The organism is Haloferax gibbonsii ATCC 33959, assembly GCF_000336775.1.
Taxonomy (GTDB): Archaea; Halobacteriota; Halobacteria; order Halobacteriales; family Haloferacaceae; genus Haloferax; species Haloferax gibbonsii.
The window spans coordinates 39,141-54,964 of record NZ_AOLJ01000001.1; the positions used below are offsets into that span (position 1 = coordinate 39,141).

The 15,824-nt window shown below is 56.0% G+C and carries 12 protein-coding genes and 1 pseudogene; 8 read left to right on the top strand and 5 right to left on the bottom strand.

Annotated elements, in window-relative coordinates:
- Positions 1 to 362 precede the first annotated feature (362 nt).
- On the top strand, positions 363 to 1,979 hold the full coding sequence (locus tag C454_RS00100; protein WP_239639819.1) for an ABC transporter substrate-binding protein: 1,617 nt from the start codon (positions 363 to 365) through the stop codon (positions 1,977 to 1,979).
- Positions 1,980 to 2,328: 349 nt separating this feature from the next.
- On the opposite strand, the gene C454_RS00105 is transcribed toward C454_RS00100, so the two are convergent.
- Positions 2,329 to 4,401: a dipeptide ABC transporter ATP-binding protein gene (locus tag C454_RS00105; RefSeq protein ID WP_049904846.1), complete on the bottom strand. Its 2,073-nt coding sequence runs from the start codon at positions 4,399 to 4,401 to the stop codon at positions 2,329 to 2,331.
- Positions 4,402 to 4,520: 119 nt separating this feature from the next.
- Between C454_RS00105 and C454_RS00110 the strand changes: the two genes are divergently transcribed.
- From C454_RS00110 to C454_RS20155, 7 genes are all read left to right on the top strand, one after another.
- On the top strand, positions 4,521 to 5,486 hold the full coding sequence (locus C454_RS00110) for an ABC transporter permease (protein WP_004971324.1): 966 nt from the start codon (positions 4,521 to 4,523) through the stop codon (positions 5,484 to 5,486).
- Positions 5,486 to 6,379, top strand: coding sequence for an ABC transporter permease (locus C454_RS00115; RefSeq protein ID WP_004971326.1), 894 nt, complete (start codon positions 5,486 to 5,488; stop codon positions 6,377 to 6,379). Before C454_RS00110 ends, C454_RS00115 begins: the two co-directional genes overlap by 1 nt.
- Positions 6,380 to 6,531: 152 nt before the next feature.
- Complete coding sequence (locus C454_RS00120; protein WP_004971327.1) at positions 6,532 to 7,506, top strand: Gfo/Idh/MocA family protein; 975 nt, start codon at positions 6,532 to 6,534, stop codon at positions 7,504 to 7,506.
- A gap of 528 nt (positions 7,507 to 8,034) precedes the next feature.
- Positions 8,035 to 9,213 carry an NAD(P)/FAD-dependent oxidoreductase gene (locus C454_RS00125; protein ID WP_004971330.1) on the top strand — a complete coding sequence of 393 codons (1,179 nt, stop codon included), beginning with the start codon at positions 8,035 to 8,037 and terminating at the stop codon, positions 9,211 to 9,213.
- Positions 9,214 to 9,652: 439 nt separating this feature from the next.
- Positions 9,653 to 10,477 (top strand): IS5 family transposase, encoded by an 825-nt coding sequence (locus tag C454_RS00130; protein ID WP_004971331.1) that lies wholly within the window; start codon positions 9,653 to 9,655, stop codon positions 10,475 to 10,477.
- Between the two features lie 598 nt (positions 10,478 to 11,075).
- Positions 11,076 to 12,275 carry a tyrosine-type recombinase/integrase gene (locus C454_RS00135; RefSeq protein WP_049904862.1) on the top strand — a complete coding sequence of 400 codons (1,200 nt, stop codon included), beginning with the start codon at positions 11,076 to 11,078 and terminating at the stop codon, positions 12,273 to 12,275.
- A 97-nt stretch (positions 12,276 to 12,372) separates the two neighbouring features.
- Positions 12,373 to 12,696 carry a hypothetical protein gene (locus tag C454_RS20155; protein ID WP_152421492.1) on the top strand — a complete coding sequence of 108 codons (324 nt, stop codon included), beginning with the start codon at positions 12,373 to 12,375 and terminating at the stop codon, positions 12,694 to 12,696.
- A gap of 157 nt (positions 12,697 to 12,853) precedes the next feature.
- Here C454_RS20155 and C454_RS00140 read toward each other — a convergent pair whose 3' ends face one another.
- From C454_RS00140 to C454_RS20165, 4 genes and pseudogenes are all read right to left on the bottom strand, one after another.
- A complete protein-coding gene (locus C454_RS00140) occupies positions 12,854 to 14,020 on the bottom strand; it encodes an ISH3 family transposase (protein WP_004971333.1) in 1,167 nt (388 codons plus the stop codon).
- Positions 14,013 to 14,860 (bottom strand): annotated as a pseudogene (locus tag C454_RS19605) (IS5 family transposase). Before C454_RS19605 ends, C454_RS00140 begins: the two are co-directional and overlap by 8 nt.
- Positions 14,861 to 14,881: 21 nt before the next feature.
- A complete protein-coding gene (locus tag C454_RS20160) occupies positions 14,882 to 15,133 on the bottom strand; it encodes a hypothetical protein (protein ID WP_152421493.1) in 252 nt (83 codons plus the stop codon).
- Between the two features lie 70 nt (positions 15,134 to 15,203).
- Entirely contained in the window at positions 15,204 to 15,719 is a 516-nt protein-coding gene (locus tag C454_RS20165; RefSeq protein WP_152421494.1) for a hypothetical protein, read from the bottom strand.
- Between the last annotated feature and the right edge of the window lie 105 nt (positions 15,720 to 15,824).

Here is a 15,824-nt window from a genome sequence, read left to right on the forward strand (position 1 = left end):
ACTGGTGTACCTCACTAGCGTATCTATTACAGGCATATGGATGTAATGATCTGTGGCATTGCTGTCGCAATCCGATTTGCGTACTGCAAATCACTGGTACACCAGAGGGTGAACACCTTTCTTGTGACTGGACTTCGGCCTTGCGCGCATAAGATTTGAGGACGTCAACGATTTCGGTGGTGCGACCAGGTCGCTCGGGTTTGAACCGCTCTCGTCTCTATGGAACGGCTGAATTCCCGACCACCAAAATATTTATTAATATGCATGTTAGTCTTTGACGTGCAATGCAATATGAGTTAGCAATGGATTCGGATACTGCGCTTAATAGACGGCGGTACCTAGGACTGCTCGGTGGAAGTGCTGTGACAGGAATCGCCGGCTGCACAGGTGGCTCGAACCAAGAGGGAACGCTGGGGACGTCTTCGGATTCGGACTCGGATCAGGACACCGACTCGTCGTCCGAATCAAGTTCCGGCAACCTACGCGGTGGCCATCTCCGGATCGCCATCACGCCGGAGACGACGACCATCAACCCGGTCATGATGCAGTCGAAGTTCCCCCAACGGTGGGGTGTGAAGCTGTTCTACTCCACGCTCACCCGCGTCGACTCTAACCTCGAACCGTACGGCGACTTGGCAGAGGACTGGTCGTCGAACGATACCTCCGACGAGTGGACGTTCACGCTGCGTGAGGCAACGTTCCACGACGGAAGTCCGGTGACCGCCGCCGACGTGAAAGCGACGTTCGATACGGTATACGACGAGGAAGTCGGGAGCCCCGGCATGGGGACGATGGGCGATATCCAGCAGGTCGAGGCTGTCGACAAGCGTACGGTCAAATTCACCCTTGGGACCCAAAACTCCGACTTCCATAAGCTCGTCTCGAAGGGTTGGGGTTCTATCGTCCCGGAGGACATCGTCACCGACGCCGAGAAGCGCCAAGCACTCGGGACCGAAGAACACGGGTCAGGTGCCTTCACGCTGGAGTCGTTCGCTCCGGGCGATCAGCTTGTTGGGGTCGCGTACGACGATTACTACCGAACAGGTGACGATGGTGAGTCGCTCCCGTACATCGACCGTATCAGCCAGATCACCATTCCCGAGAAGAGCAACCAAGTCAATGCGCTACGATCAGGTGATATCGACATCATCTGGCAGCCCGGCTACGGTCAGTGGGGACAGCTCCAAAGTCTTGACAGCGTGACTGCCCACCGGACACCAGGCGGCGAGATTGCGAACTTCGTGATGAACGTGAGCGTTGAGCCGTGGTCCGACCCACGGGTCCGTCAAGCGGTCAAGCACGCCATCGATCGCGAGGCGATCCTGAACGCGGTTCAGGATGGTCTCGGGACCATCGGTCAGGACTCGCTGCTATCGCCGGCATACGAGTACTACTCGGATATCGGCGCACCCGAGCGCGACCTCGAGAAGGCGAAGGAACTGCTCGCGGAGGCAGGTTACCCCGATGGCATTAACCTCACCGAGGAATTCGACCTCACGCTCCAGACAGCTAGCAATATCCCACATATGCGGGGGACCGCTGTGCTGATGCAAGAGCAGCTTAAAGAAGCCGGTATTGAGTTCGAATTGGAGACGATGAGCTATGACAACTGGAGTGCGACAGTCTGGAAGAAGTCACCCTTCTACGTCGGTGCCTACGGGATGCGTATCAGCGGAGCGAATTTCATGAAGCTCATGCTGCACTCGGAGGGCAACTGGAACGGTGAGTCTGACTGGTCGAACGAAGAGTTCGACGAGGTCGTCGACAAGGCCATCGCGGAGACCGATGTAGACCAGAAACAGCAGTACATGCAGACTGCGCAGAAGCTCGTGCGCGACGAGGGACCGTACGCGATATCGTTCTACATCGACACCATCGGGGCCTCGAAGAACTATGTCGAGAAGTACAATCTTAACCCACTCGCCTACCAGATCTACCCAGATGAGTACGCACTCGGCTCGGACGCGCCGACAAAGTAATCGAAGTTCGCGAGAGGACACCGTCTGACGAGCACCGAAACCGACATCTACACCGCGCAGACTCTGCGTGCGGTCATGGCAATTAACGAACCATGAGCCGGTTCGAACCGAGTCGAACCGACACACGGCCCCCAGAGCGCGACGGGGCCCTTCGCGTCAAGTCACCGCGCAACGTCTCTTCCGATGCAATCCCACTAAGCGAAGTGGCGGACCCTGTTCTAACCAGCGATAGCACACAATTTCTGTCACGTCAACCAGGTGTTGTATCTCACGGTGGCACCGCCTCCGAAACAGTTGATGATCGGAGAATGAAATGGTTTGTCGACGAGTTTTATAGCAGAGACACGGGTTACAGCAGGTCCTCAGTCGGCGTCATCTCTTCGCTGTCGAGATGACACGAGACCAAGTGATTCGGGTCGTCAGGGTTGACGGCTTCGAGCGTCGGGACGTCCCGTTCGCAAACATCACCGATCTTCTGCGGACACCGGGTTCGGAACGGACAGCCCGACGGTGGGTCTCGCGCGCTCGGAACGTCGCCTTCGAGGTAGATCCGCTCTCGTTCCACGCTCGGGTCCGCTGACGGAATATTTGACAGCAGCGCGCGCGTATACGGGTGGAAGGGGGGGTCGAAGACCGACTCAGTCGAGCCAACCTCAACGAAGTTGCCGAGATACATGACGGCTATCCGGTCACTGATGTAGTTAACGACGCTGAAGTCGTGGCTGATGAGAAGATAGGAGGTACCGTACTCCACCTGGAGTTCGGTCAACAGGTTGAGGATACTTGCTTGGACGCTTACGTCAAGCGCTGAGACGGGTTCATCGAGCACGACGAACGAGGGGTTGACCGAGAATGCACGGGCAATGGCGACGCGCTGCTTCTCTCCCCCGGAGAGGTCCCGCGGGTAGCGGTTTGCGTAGCTCGGCTGGAGACCGACCCGTGTCAGGAGTTCGGCGACACGCTCGCGCTGTTCGTCCTCGGACTGATCGGTGAACAGCTCTAGTGGCCGCTTTATCGCCTCCCCGACTGTATGCTTCGGGTTTAGACTTGAATGCGGGTTTTGGAACACTACCTGACACTCTGAACGGAACTCCTTCCAATCACTGTCTTCCATCTCATCGAACGTCGTCTCCCGGAAGGAGATCTTCCCGTCTGTGGACGGGAGGAGGTTCAGTAGTACCGACCCCAAGGTACTCTTTCCACAACCGGACTCGCCGACGACACCGAGCGTCTCCGCCTCGCGGACGTGTAGGTCCACACCGTCAACGGCCTTGACCGGTGGCTCACCGTCGAATACGCGGTCAAGGAACGAACTCTCGCCGAAATATTTCGTGACGTTCTGCGCTTTGATGAGTGTCGGCCGTTCCGACCCTTCCCCGCGTTCAAGCGTCTGGGTGTCCGCTTGGATGGGGTTCGCCACCGCATGCTTCCACCGCCGACATCGGGTCATATGTGATGGGTTACCGTCGACGCTCACCTTCTCGACGGAACCCTCTCGACATTCGTCAGTAGCGAACTCACACCGATCGGCGAAGACGCAGCCGTCCGGGATTGTCCGTAGATCGCCGATCTGGCCTGGGATCGGCTTTAGACGGCGGTCCTCTCCCTGCGGTAGCGACGCGAGCAACCCCTGGGTATAGGGGTTCGTCGGTGAACGGAACACCTCGTCCGTCGCTCCCACCTCCATGATCTCGCCGGCGTACATGATGCCAACCCGATCGGCGATTTGGTTAATCACGCCGAGGTTGTGCGTGATGAGCAGGACGCTTGTGTCCCGTTCCTCGATGAGATCGTCGATGAGGTCGAGAATTTTTGCCTGCGTAGTAACGTCCAGTCCGGTCGTCGGTTCGTCGAGGATGAGAAGTTTCGGTTGGCACGCCAAGGCGATGGCCAGAAGGACACGCTGCTGTTGGCCGCCGGAAAGTTCGTGCGGATACTGTGAGGCGTTCGTCTTCGGGTCCGGGAGATTGACCTCGTGAAGTACTTCGTACGTCTGTTCCATTGCCTCCGACCGCGAGACATCGCGGTGGGTCCGGACAACCTCCGCAATCTGGTCGCCGACCGTCATGCTCGGGTTCAGTGACGTGTTTGGGTCCTGCGGAACGTGAGCGATCTCGTTCCCCCGGAGTTCTCTGAGTTCCCGTGAGGAGAGATCAAGGACGGGTCGCCCGTCGTACTCGATTGTTCCACCCGTGATTCGGCCGTTTCCCTCCAGATACCGGAGTATTGCGAGTGCGAGCGTACTCTTGCCGCTCCCACTTTCGCCGGCGATACCGAGCGTCTCGCCGGGTTCGATATGGAGCGAAACGTTGCGAACCGCCTTAACCGCCCCGTCGTCGGTTCGATACTCGACGGACAGATCATCGACGGAAAGCACTGAACGGTCGTCTTGACTAGTATGAGTCTCACTAACAGCACTCATTCTTACGCTTACTGTATACAGTCTCATACAAATATGTTTCTCACAGTGTCCGGTGACGGCCTATGAGATTCATAGGGGGAAAGATATAAGATAGTATGTGAGGGTTGAACTCATGTAGCATGTCCGCATTTAGCGCATACCTAGTCAAGCGGATGGGGTATATCGGGGTGACCCTCCTGTTAATCTCCCTGATTATCTTCGCCATCACGCAACTGCTGCCGGGTAACGCGGCAGTCATGATCTTGGGCAAGCAGGCGACAGAAGAAAGCATAGCCGCCATTGAGCAGCAACTCGGGTTGAACCGCGCGTGGTACGTCCAGTATTTCGATTGGTTGGTCGGGTTTGTGACCGGCGACTGGGGGATCAGCTTTTCAAACCGTCAGGAGGTCGCGAAACTCATCTTCCCCCGCCTTGTCCGGTCGGCACAACTTGCAGCAATTACATCAATTCTCGTGACGGTAACAGCGATACCACTAGGTGTACTCGCCGCGATCAAGCAGGACTCTATCTGGGACCTCTTGGCTAGCGCGGGTGGCTACGTCGGTGTCAGCCTGCCTGAGTTCGTCATCGGGACGGCGTTCATTGCGCTCTTCACCGGGCCGGTCTTTCAGATTCTCCCCTACGGTGGCTACGAGCCGCTGAGTTCTGGGGTGGTCACGTGGGCGAAACATCTGATACTGCCAAGCGTCACATTATCAATTATCTTGACCGCGCACGTAATGCGGCTGACTCGGTCGGAAGTCGTGGAAGTTCTGCGGAAGGACTACGTGCGCTCGGCGCGGCTTAAGGGATTGAGTGAGACGAAAGTTATCTCCCGGCACGCACTCAGAAATGGACTGCTGCCGACGATCACCCTGCTCACGCTGAACGTCGGCTACCTTCTTGGGAGTATCGTCGTCGTGGAAGAGGTGTTCACCTTCCCGGGTCTCGGTAGGCTCCTCGTCCGGTCGATTCAGGCGCGTGACTTGCCGGTGATCCAAGTGACGGTCATGCTACTGGCCATCGTGTACGCCTTCTCGAATCTCACGGCTGACGTGCTGTACACCTATCTGGATCCGCGAATCGAATACGGTGAGGAAGAATAATGGCAACTGGCGAATCAACTACTGAGTCGGTACGGATTACGGAACTGTTGACAAGTCGTGTTTCGAGCGTCGTGTTCGGGGTACTCTCCACGAGGAAAGGGTTCATCAGCGTGTGCTTTCTCGCACCCATCCTCGTGTTGAGTCTCGCGGCACCATTGATTGCACCATACGATCCCACGGCGATCCACGTCGCCGACAAGTTCGCGGGGCCGGGTGGACAGTACCTCCTTGGCACCGACGGCTACGGCCGCGACCTGCTGTCACGGGTACTCTACGGTGGCCGTGCGAGTATCATCATCGGACTCGCTTCGACTGCGTTCGGACTAGTCTTCGGCGTCCCCATCGGTATCGTCTCGGGCTACCTTGGCGGCCGGTTCGATGAGCTGATGATGAGGCTGATGGACACATTGCTCAGCATCCCTTCGCTGTTGCTGGCCCTGCTCGTCGTGACAGTACTGGGCTCCGGCATCGTAAACACGATCCTTGCCATCGGTGTCGTCTTCACCCCCGGTATTGCGCGTATCACACGGAGCAGTACCCTCTCAGTGAAGAACGAGGAATACATCACGGCCGCGGAGGCACGCGGAGAATCCCTCTACCACATCGCGTTCCGTGAGATTCTTCCGAACGTTAGTTCGCCCATTTTGGTTGAGGCGTCAATCCGTGTCGGCTTCGGCATCCTCATCGGGACATCGCTCTCGTTCCTCGGCCTCGGTACGCAGCCACCGTTCCCCGACTGGGGCTACATGATTTCCGTCTCGCGTAGTCACCTGCACTCGTCGATCTGGTTCATGCTGTGGCCAAGCTTGGCACTTGGGTTCACCATCATGGGTTTCAATCTGATTGGCGACGCACTCCGCGACGTAATGGACTCCAAGGTACACTCCGACTGAACAGGGGTCGTCTTACCCGTCGTCTCGCTCCTCGAACGCTTTTTCGCGTACGCTTGTTTTCGACGGACCTATCGAGGTCAACCACCCTCAGCTAGCATGTGATACACTGGCGAACCGGTACGCCTAAGTTTCTCACCTGTCACCCTTCACATGTGAAGTTTGGAATCTTGAGCACGGCGAATATCGGCGTCAAACACGTGATTCCCGGAATCAAACGTACGGACCACGAAGTCACTGCCATCTCCTCTCGGAACCCCTCTCGGGCGCGGCAGGTGGCCGAAAAGTGTGACATCAGGGAGGTCTACGAGTCCTACGAGTCGCTGCTGTCCGACAGCGACGTCGACGCCGTCTACAACCCCCTACCGAACGGTCTCCACGCCGAGTGGACGAAACAGGCCGTCAACAATGGTCGACACGTCCTCTGTGAAAAGCCGCTGACCGCGGATACCGACGAGGCCCACAACCTCCGCTCCTACGTGAAAGGCACCGACTGTCTCGTCATGGAGGGACTGATGTACGCCTACCATCCGCGGACCGAACGTGCGCTCGAACTGGTCAGTGAGTACCTGTCGGAGATTAGTTCCGTCACCGCGCGATTCTCCTTCCACCTCAACCGAACAGACGACATCCGTCTCGACGGCGACTTGGCGGGTGGGAGTCTGATGGACATCGGCTATTATCCTGTCGACCTCGTGCGCTCCATGCTCGGGACACCCCAATCGATCTACGGAACGCTTGTTGACGCCCGCGGCTGCGGGACGGACACGAACATGAAGGCCATCTTCGAGTACGACTCGGGCGCGACGGCACAGCTCTCGTCCAGTTTCGAGTCGCCACTCACCCAGTTCTACCGCGTCGAAGCGGCGAATGGTTGGATCGAAGTCAGAGACGCCTTCGACACGCCAAAGGATGTCGGGGCAACGATTCGGGGTGAGATCGACGGTAACTCGCTGACAGAGACGTTCGACCCAGTGGACCATTATGAGAAGGAAGTCCTCCACTTTGCGCGCTGTTTTGACCAGGGCACGACGCCCCGGACGGACTTGACGCGCGCTACCCAGAACATGGAACTAGTCGACGCCATCCGTCGAAGCGACACACGTGGTGAACCCATCGCCGTAGTCTGAAACCTAGAACCGACAGCGCGAATCGGCTCCACGTCTCTCCATCTCTGAACTGGCCGCAACTCAATTACTGCCCCGAGCAAGCCGGCGGCGCTCAGCGATTCTTTGATGGACACCTTTTTCGGCCAAACTTCGAAATGAACTGGAGTCTATATTAATAGAGTTTGACACGAATGCGATAAGAGCAGCAGCGTCAGCACTACTGTGTCGACAGTTCTGCTCAACTGTTTCCCGACATCTGAGTGGGATCAACAGAAGTGCTTGTAAATCTCAAACAGGGAATTACAATACTGCGGTAATAATGCTTCTATCCCACCACCGAGTGTGAAGTACTGGTAGTACAGACCTAATCGGATTCCCAAACCCATCCACTGTCCAGTTGTCCCAACTGATTCCTGGACTGTATCAAATAGTATCCTTGGTAGGATTTGTGTACTACAAACTCTCACAGGTGGAGCTCATGTCCGTACTTGGGTAGCAGGAAATGCCACCATCAATAGAAATAAATGCTATCAACTGATGACTCAACGTATGCCGCAGGCAAACAGCTACGACGTTGTCGTCATAGGTGCGGGTTCCATCGGATGCAGCACTGCCGACCATCTCGCAGACGACTACGACGTTCTGGTGCTAGAGAAAGGTAAACTTGAAGAGAGCGCGTCGGCGAACGCGAGCGCATTTATCTCGGATTGGTGGTTCTTCCTTGAAGGTGAGCATATTCCAGGCGTAGCAGTGAAAGTCCGTGACTATTTCGAGGAGTTGTCGGCGACAGGTGATTTCGAGTTCCACGCTCAACCATTCATCAGTCTGGTCGACGAGGATGAGGCTGGCAGTCCTGAAACACGAAAGATGCGTAAGAATGCCAAGAAGATCCCCGGAATCGAGTACTTCGATGTCGACGAACTCGCTGAGTCATATCCGGACGTATTAAACCTCGAAGGCTTCGTCGGCGGCATCGTCGACACCGAGGCGGGCTACGTTAAGCCGCGCCCGTATCTCAAGGCGATGAAAGAACGCGCCGAGCGAAAGGGTGCGGAATTCGAGTTCGGGACGGAGGTTACGGGAATCGAGACTGAAACTGGCAGCGTCACCGGCGTGACGATGGCTTCCGGCGATCTCGTTCAGTGTGACAGCGTCGTCGTCGCGGCTGGTACGCACACTGAGTCGCTGGTCGCGGAGTTCACCGATCTTCCCGTCCAGCCGTTCGTCATTTGCGCGGCCGCGGTCCGGGGCGACCCAGCGTTCAGCGGGTCGGTACCGACGACGTCCGGCCGCGGGACGCTTATTGGGCCGAACGCCGACGGCGATCTCCTAGTCGGTGACGAGTATTGGATTGAGGATCTCGACAGCATTCCCCGAGACTTCCCAAAGGAGGCACAAGAGAAAGTCGCTGAACTCCTCCCACAACTCTTTACAGGATTCGACGGCGGACTGGAGTACGTCGACGGCGGTGAACACCACTGCCCGGAGGGAATCACCATCACGCCGGACCAAGTACCCGTCATTGACGAAGTCGGCGATGTTGACGGGTTGGTTGTCGCTGACGGCAGTCGTGGTGCTGTGTCACTAGCACCTGTCATCGCCGTTGCAGTGCAGTCGATTTTGACTGGGACAGAGACAGAGTTCTCTCTGGACCGGTTCGCCATTGACCGCTTCGACCTAGAGGACCCAGAGTACGACCTACCCATGATAACCGAACCCCGCTCGTGATGTCCTCTACGACCGACTGCGAATGCCTCGGATAGACACACTGGTCTTAGAGGGGATTGAAGCCCGAAATCCAATCTTACCAGTCAGAAAGTGGAGTCTCTGAGCAGATGTTCGTTGTCAGGTCTTGTTGAGAAACGTAGCTCAACCAGTCCTGTGATATTTGGATACCGTGACGTCGAGAGGCATCAGCCCTTTGGTCTGCTTGTCTCTGACTGGAGACCCTACCAGAAGTAATCACACATATTGGAAATGAGAAGTCACTCAAGTGCAGTGTCAACCGCAGCAGCGATCTCGTAGAAAGGGTCCAAGAACCGCTTACTGCCCTCTTCCAGTTGTCTCCAACATTCTGCAACTGAATTTTGTGCTCTGTTGAATAGCGGTCTAATCAGTCGATATCACCGCGTTAGAAGGGTGAAGCCAAGGAAATCAATTTCTGTCCATGGAAATCGATCTCCTTGACTTCATTGAGCAGTGTCGTGACCTAGCCAAACAAGCTTTAGGAAAGCACGCGGGCGAGCCCGCCAGCGGCGGGTTCGCCCGCTGGGTCCACGTCGTTCTGCACTGCTTTCGGCTCGAAGAGGGCCACAGCTACCGTGAAACGCCGAATCGGCTGAAGTACCTGACCGAGATTCGCGACGTACTCGGCCTAGATCGGCACGACCTGCCGGACTACAGCACGATCTACAAATCGTTCGATCGGCTGAAAATGTGGGTGTGGCGGGCGCTGCTGCGCGTTTCCGCGCAGCAGCACCCGCAGTCTGGCCACGCCGCTCTCGACAGCACGTTCTTCGACCGTCGGCGTGCATCGTCGTACTTCCGCCAGCGGTCGGGGAGCACTGTACAGACGCTGAAAGTGACGACAGTAACTGATGTGGAGTCGCTTGCGGTTCTTGACGTTCACATCACAGCACGGTGGAAGCATGATACGAAGACCGGACCGCAGGTCGTCCGCCGAAACGCGGACGACCTGCAGTCGGTCGCCGCCGACAACGGCTTCCAAGACTGGCACACCGAGTACGAGATCGCTGCATATGACGTTGAGTACCTCGTTCACTACCGCGGGTCGTCACCGAAAGCAGCTCTGAACAACGCGCTCAACCGGGCAAACGGCTACTCTCAGCGCTGGATGGCCGAAACGTCGTACTCGACAGCCAAGCGCTCGCTCGGCGACGCCGTGCGAGCGCTCGGCTGGTATCGGCAGTTCCGTGAAATTGTCTTGATGTTCGCTCTCATCAACATAGAATCGCTGTGTGAGCCGCTGTAACCGTGACTCAGCATCTATTCAACAGAGCACGTTCAATTGCTTTTGTGTGGTTCTCTGCCTCAGACCCCCAATATATCTGAACGGAGCGTTTCGATGATGGAAGTACGCTACCGACACATCCGCTACTGAAACCAACGGCAAGTGCGGCACAAGCTTGTCGCCGTTTCATGAGCAAATCAATAGAGTGTCACCCACCTTGTGGTCCATATAGTACTCATTTTCCGTTACTCCAAGCAAAGTAATGCCAACAATATAATCTTAATCCGTAAAGTGGACTCCATCCACCGCTTTCCAGTGGCCAAATTTTTTGTTGATTTGGTATAGCGGCATAAGATATACGCTGTGTGGCAAGGATAACAGCCCTGTATTACTAATCGGCGTTGTGTGTGTCCCACTCCCGCATAAGCCAAAGTATTAACTAGGTTTGAGATTGTCGTAGACCAGTGAAAATCTCAGATTCAGAATTACCTCAGCACGGAGCGAGCAGGTTACTCTCCGGTGAGAAGGCGTGAATCAGCAGTCCGACTCCCAGGGTTTGGAGGTCGAAGAGACGGCTTCAGACGAGGAGACGAGAGAACGCCGCTACAAATGGTCCCAGATGAGCCTCGACGAACTCGTCGGCGTCTACTGGCAAGACATCGCACCGAAGCGATATCGCGATGGATTCGACGAGGACCACGACGTTCCGACCTACGATTGGCTCACCGAACACGGATACAGCGGAATCGCGTACGCGCTGCGTGAGCACCACGACCTCACACCCAAGCAATTCTTCGTCGATGTCGTCGGTCTCGAAGACGAGAGTTCTGATGAGTGGGAATGGGACGTCAACCACGAGAATACTGTCAACGCTCTAGAAGTGTACCTCAACTCGATACAAACTCGTGGTGGACGGGCGGAGAGTACCGTCGAGACCCACCGGACACGGTTGGCGAAGTGGGTTCGGACCTATCGAGAGTTGCATGGGACGGTTGCGTTGCTCGAACCGCTGTCTGACCTCGACCAGCAACCGGGAGAAATCGAGCGCTGTCTCGCTGTTCTCGACGTGTTCGACGAGGAGCTATCGACGGATCGGTCGAAGCTCGAATATCTGCACGTCGCCAGAGCGTGGTACGCCTTCGTTAAACGCCGGAAGTACGCGAAGTACAACCCGCTCTCGGAGGCCGGTGAGGAGTTCGGCTGGGAAGCGGGAGAACCCGACCCGCAAGCGTTGTCGGCCTCTCAGGTCCGTCGAATCTACAGTGAGGTGGATTCGCCTGAAGCTGAGTTGCTCGTCGTTGCGCTCGCTGGCTGGGGGTTACGACCCTCCGAGGTTGCCGCGTTGCACGTCGACCAAGTGGTCTTGGACGCAGAGGACCCGCATCTGTCGTTTGGAGGTGGAGAGCGGAAGAACGGTCCCGGTGAGGTGACACTGTTGTATGGCGTCGACGTCGTCGCTGGTCGGATTGATGCGCTCTCTGACCGTGAGAATTGGAACGGGTACTTGTTTCCGTCTCGGTCGTCGTCGACGGGACACGTATCAGTTAGTACGATACGTCGTCGGTTCAAACAACTTGCTGACAGTGCTGAAGTGGTTGTTGATGGAGATACACCCACGCCGAAGATGGGACGACGGTTCTGGTACTCGGCGTATCAGGAAGCTGTTGGAGAAGTTCTAGAGGGGCTTGAGGGAGTTGCGGAAGACCAGGGTAGTTCGTCGACGGAGGTTGTGCTTCGGAACTATTTGTCTAGGGAGCAAGAGCGGAAGGCTCGGCGGAGAAAGATGTATGAGAAGTTGGAGACGGCGTTTAGTCGTTAGAGTGTGAGCCGACCGCTTCAAAGTAAGTATCTTCGAAGATAGATGCCGATTAGATCACCGTTGGGTACATATAGCAGAAGACAGTAAGAAACTGTTAGTGCCCTTTATCGAGAGTGCAGCCATTGCGATTGCTGTCGAAGCCGGCTCTCGGGGTTGGGAGTGGATCCGAGACTCCAGTGCTGAAGCTAATGCTCCTTTGATTGCAGCTCAGGAGGTTGCCGATGAAACAGCGGTCACGACAACTGAACTCAGAACTGCCTTTGAACGTGCTACTGAAGATGAGTCCCCCAAGGAAATCGCCTACAAGCAACGTGAAACGTTCATCAATACAGTCGCAGCCGAACTAGACGCTGAAAATTCGGTAGATATTGTTCGGCTATACCTTGACAGACTCAGTACCTCACAAAGCATCCTCGGCTAGCTGTTTCTGAAGCCTGAGTTCTGTGTCGGAGCAGTTGCACTGACGGTCTCGACGAGAGAATCATGGACGAATCGATGGAGAGCTGTCGCTGTCGGCGGCGGTCAGCCGCCGACGCGACAGCGTCGCCACTCACACCGCTGGCTAGCCCGGTCGGGAGTTACCGGGTAAACCGGTCGTCTGGTGGTCGGTTTGCGTGGACGGCCCGACGCACCGCGAGGGCCGTCCACGCTGCCCGTCGCATCATGTTGGTAAATTCCTTGTACGACCACTTCCAGAGGCGACGCCCGCCTCGGCGGGGCGTCGCCACGTACTCCCAGTGCAGATACCGCCACACGTTCTGTAACAGCAAACTCACCACAACGTACAACAGCCGTACGACCGGATTCTGTGTCGTAGTCGTCGCAATCGTTTGCTCGGAGAGCCGGTAGCTCGCCTCGATACCGAAGCGTTTCGCATAGTGGTATCGAGCGTCTCGTGGTGAGTCGATGAACGGCGCGTCAGCGGCGTAGCCGTGACGCGCCACCCCGTGGTCGTCGTACCGTCCGTTTTGGTAGGTACAGTCGATGTAGACGGGAAACTCGACGGTCCAGCTGTGACCGTCGAGTTTCGCCGTCAGACTGTGCTGAATCACGCGACTCCAGGCTTCCGAGAGTTCTTGCTTGATCGTCCGTCCCCAGCGGACGATCGGCATGACGTAGGCGTGGTTGTGCGCCTGAAGCAGCGTCAAACACTTGCTGTCGTAGAATTCGCGGTCAAGATAGACGGCCTTGACACCGAGGTCAAGGCCGTCAAGAATACCGAGGAACTCTGCGAGGACACTGCTGGCGGTGTCGCCGTCTTCGAGACGGCGCACCGCCAGCGTGTAGCGTTTGTTCTTCACGCGTGCGTACAGTGTCGCGTACGCGTGGAACGCGGTGGTTCCACGCTTCGCTTGGGAGTGATAGAGACCGTCGGTGCCGTCTTCGTCTCCATAGTAGGGCCGCAGGTGGAGGTCTGAAACGACCTCCACCTGCTGAGGAAGAACGTCGAGAACGTCCTTCTGGAGGAGCGTGTTGCCAACTTGTTCGAGCGTCTCAAGGTCGAACTTGGTGCGAAGATGGTAGAGAACCGAGTTTTTGTGGGGTGCATCTTCGCTTCTCTCACAGAGGGTTGAGACCGAGGTCCCGTCGGCGCAGGCGCCGACGATGACCTCGTAGAGGTCTTCAGCATGGAGTTCAGCGTTTTCACCGAGAGTGAGAGCAACTTCCTCGTCAAGAGCGTTGACGAGGAAGTTAAGGAGCAGGTCCTCGTGGATTGAACCGTCTGCTTGTTGGGTTTTAGACACACCTTCTGCAAGCAGACCTTCTAACTAAGCGGCTTTGTGAAGTACTGAGGTTGTAGACGGTAGCTTTGAGAATGATTTCGCGGAACTCTAGCCACCAGCTTCGCGCACGCACGGCACTGCCGAGCGTGCGCTTGATTGATGAGAAGACGGTTTCAGCCATTGAGCGTTGGTGATACCGATCACGATCTATGCGGGCGTTATGGGCGTGACCGAGCGCCCAGTAGATGCGATGTTTAATCAGCGGTCGAATCCCGTTCGCTCGGAGTTCGTCTCGGAAGGCTTTGTCGTCGTAGCCACGGTCTGCGGCCAATGAGAGCAGGTCAGCCGCGTTTCGGCGGGTGACCTGCGGTCCGATTCGGAAATCGGACCTCATGGTAGTCGTGAGGTGGATGTCGGTGACGTACAGCGATTCGACATCCATGAGTGCCGTAACTTTCAGCGTCCGAACGTCGTAATGCGTTTGGTTAGCGTAGTGTCTGCTCGGCTGGTCACGGTCAAAACGAGTCGAATCGAGTGCGGCGTGGCCTGTGCGTTTCTCGGCGCGTCGAGAAACGCACACCAAGTCTTCGCCGAAATCCGAGCGAACCACCGGCAGAAGACGGTGAGATGAGGCAATCGTGTGAGTTCAAGTTCTTCGAGAACACCGGGCATCTCGCTGAGCCAATCAAGCGTCACGCGATATGATTTCCCGAATTCGATGCGGAGTGCATGAAGCGCGAGCATCGCCCATTCGGCGAACCCGCCGCCCCCTACGGGGGCGGCAGGTTCGTCAGGATTAGCGACAACTAGTTTAGCTTTCGCGACCGCATTACGGGTGAAGAGGCGGATCTCAGAAACCACAGCAATCTGCCTCTTCGTATTCTACGGCAATAACGCGGTTGTAGCCGTTCCGTCTAGCGAAGCTACAGAGCCGTTCTCATCGATTGCAGGGAGTCTGTTGCCAAACTCGTGGTCAGTTATTCTCTCTCCAGTGTTGATGTCCACTTCAGTACTGCCAGAGAATGTTCCAGATTCTACGAGAACCATTCCATCCTTCGACACTACAGGTGCATGCCAAGTGTCGATACCGACGTCAATTGTAGTTCGGTTTTCTGGAGAGATGCGGACTCCCATCAACGGTTGATGACCTGTCCGTTTTGGGTCGCGCTGTGCCATCGTCCACCGGCTGTCTTCTCTCGGAGATTCATTGCTCACCAGAGTTGTAGATGTCCGTGTCTGTACTATCCGACTGATACAGTTCAGTATCAGTGTTGTCTGTATTTGCTTCGTTGGAGCTCTGCGTCTCACTCTGCGAACGTTCCGTTGTGCTTGTGGACGAGTCCGTGCTCGTCGTACGTATCCATTCATCTGAGACATAGTACAAACTACTTCGAATGAGCCCCTTTTTGAGTTGTAAAAAGAGACGCTTATCCCCTAAGTCTAAATCGTGGTCTGTGATTGCAGAGTACTTTTTCGACGTGTCGAGGTCTTCTATTTTGACTTTATTCGCTTCTCCCCAGACCTGTCTAAACTCGACGACTTGTCCACGTCCAGCTTTTATTGAACTACCCTCTCTCAGATGCGTTTTGTATTCGTCAGGTATTTCAAAGGAAAACCGCTCGTTAGTGGCAGGATCTGAAGTTTCAATATGAATTGACAGTAAATTACTCACTTCGAGACGGGTAGTTTGATATACCCCTGTGACATCAAACCTTTGCATGGGTGTCAATAAAATTGAATAGAATAAGAAGATATTGTAATGTGGATTATATTTCTGCAACCTTCCCAGAAACAAGCGCATATATTACAACTAATTTCCTATGTG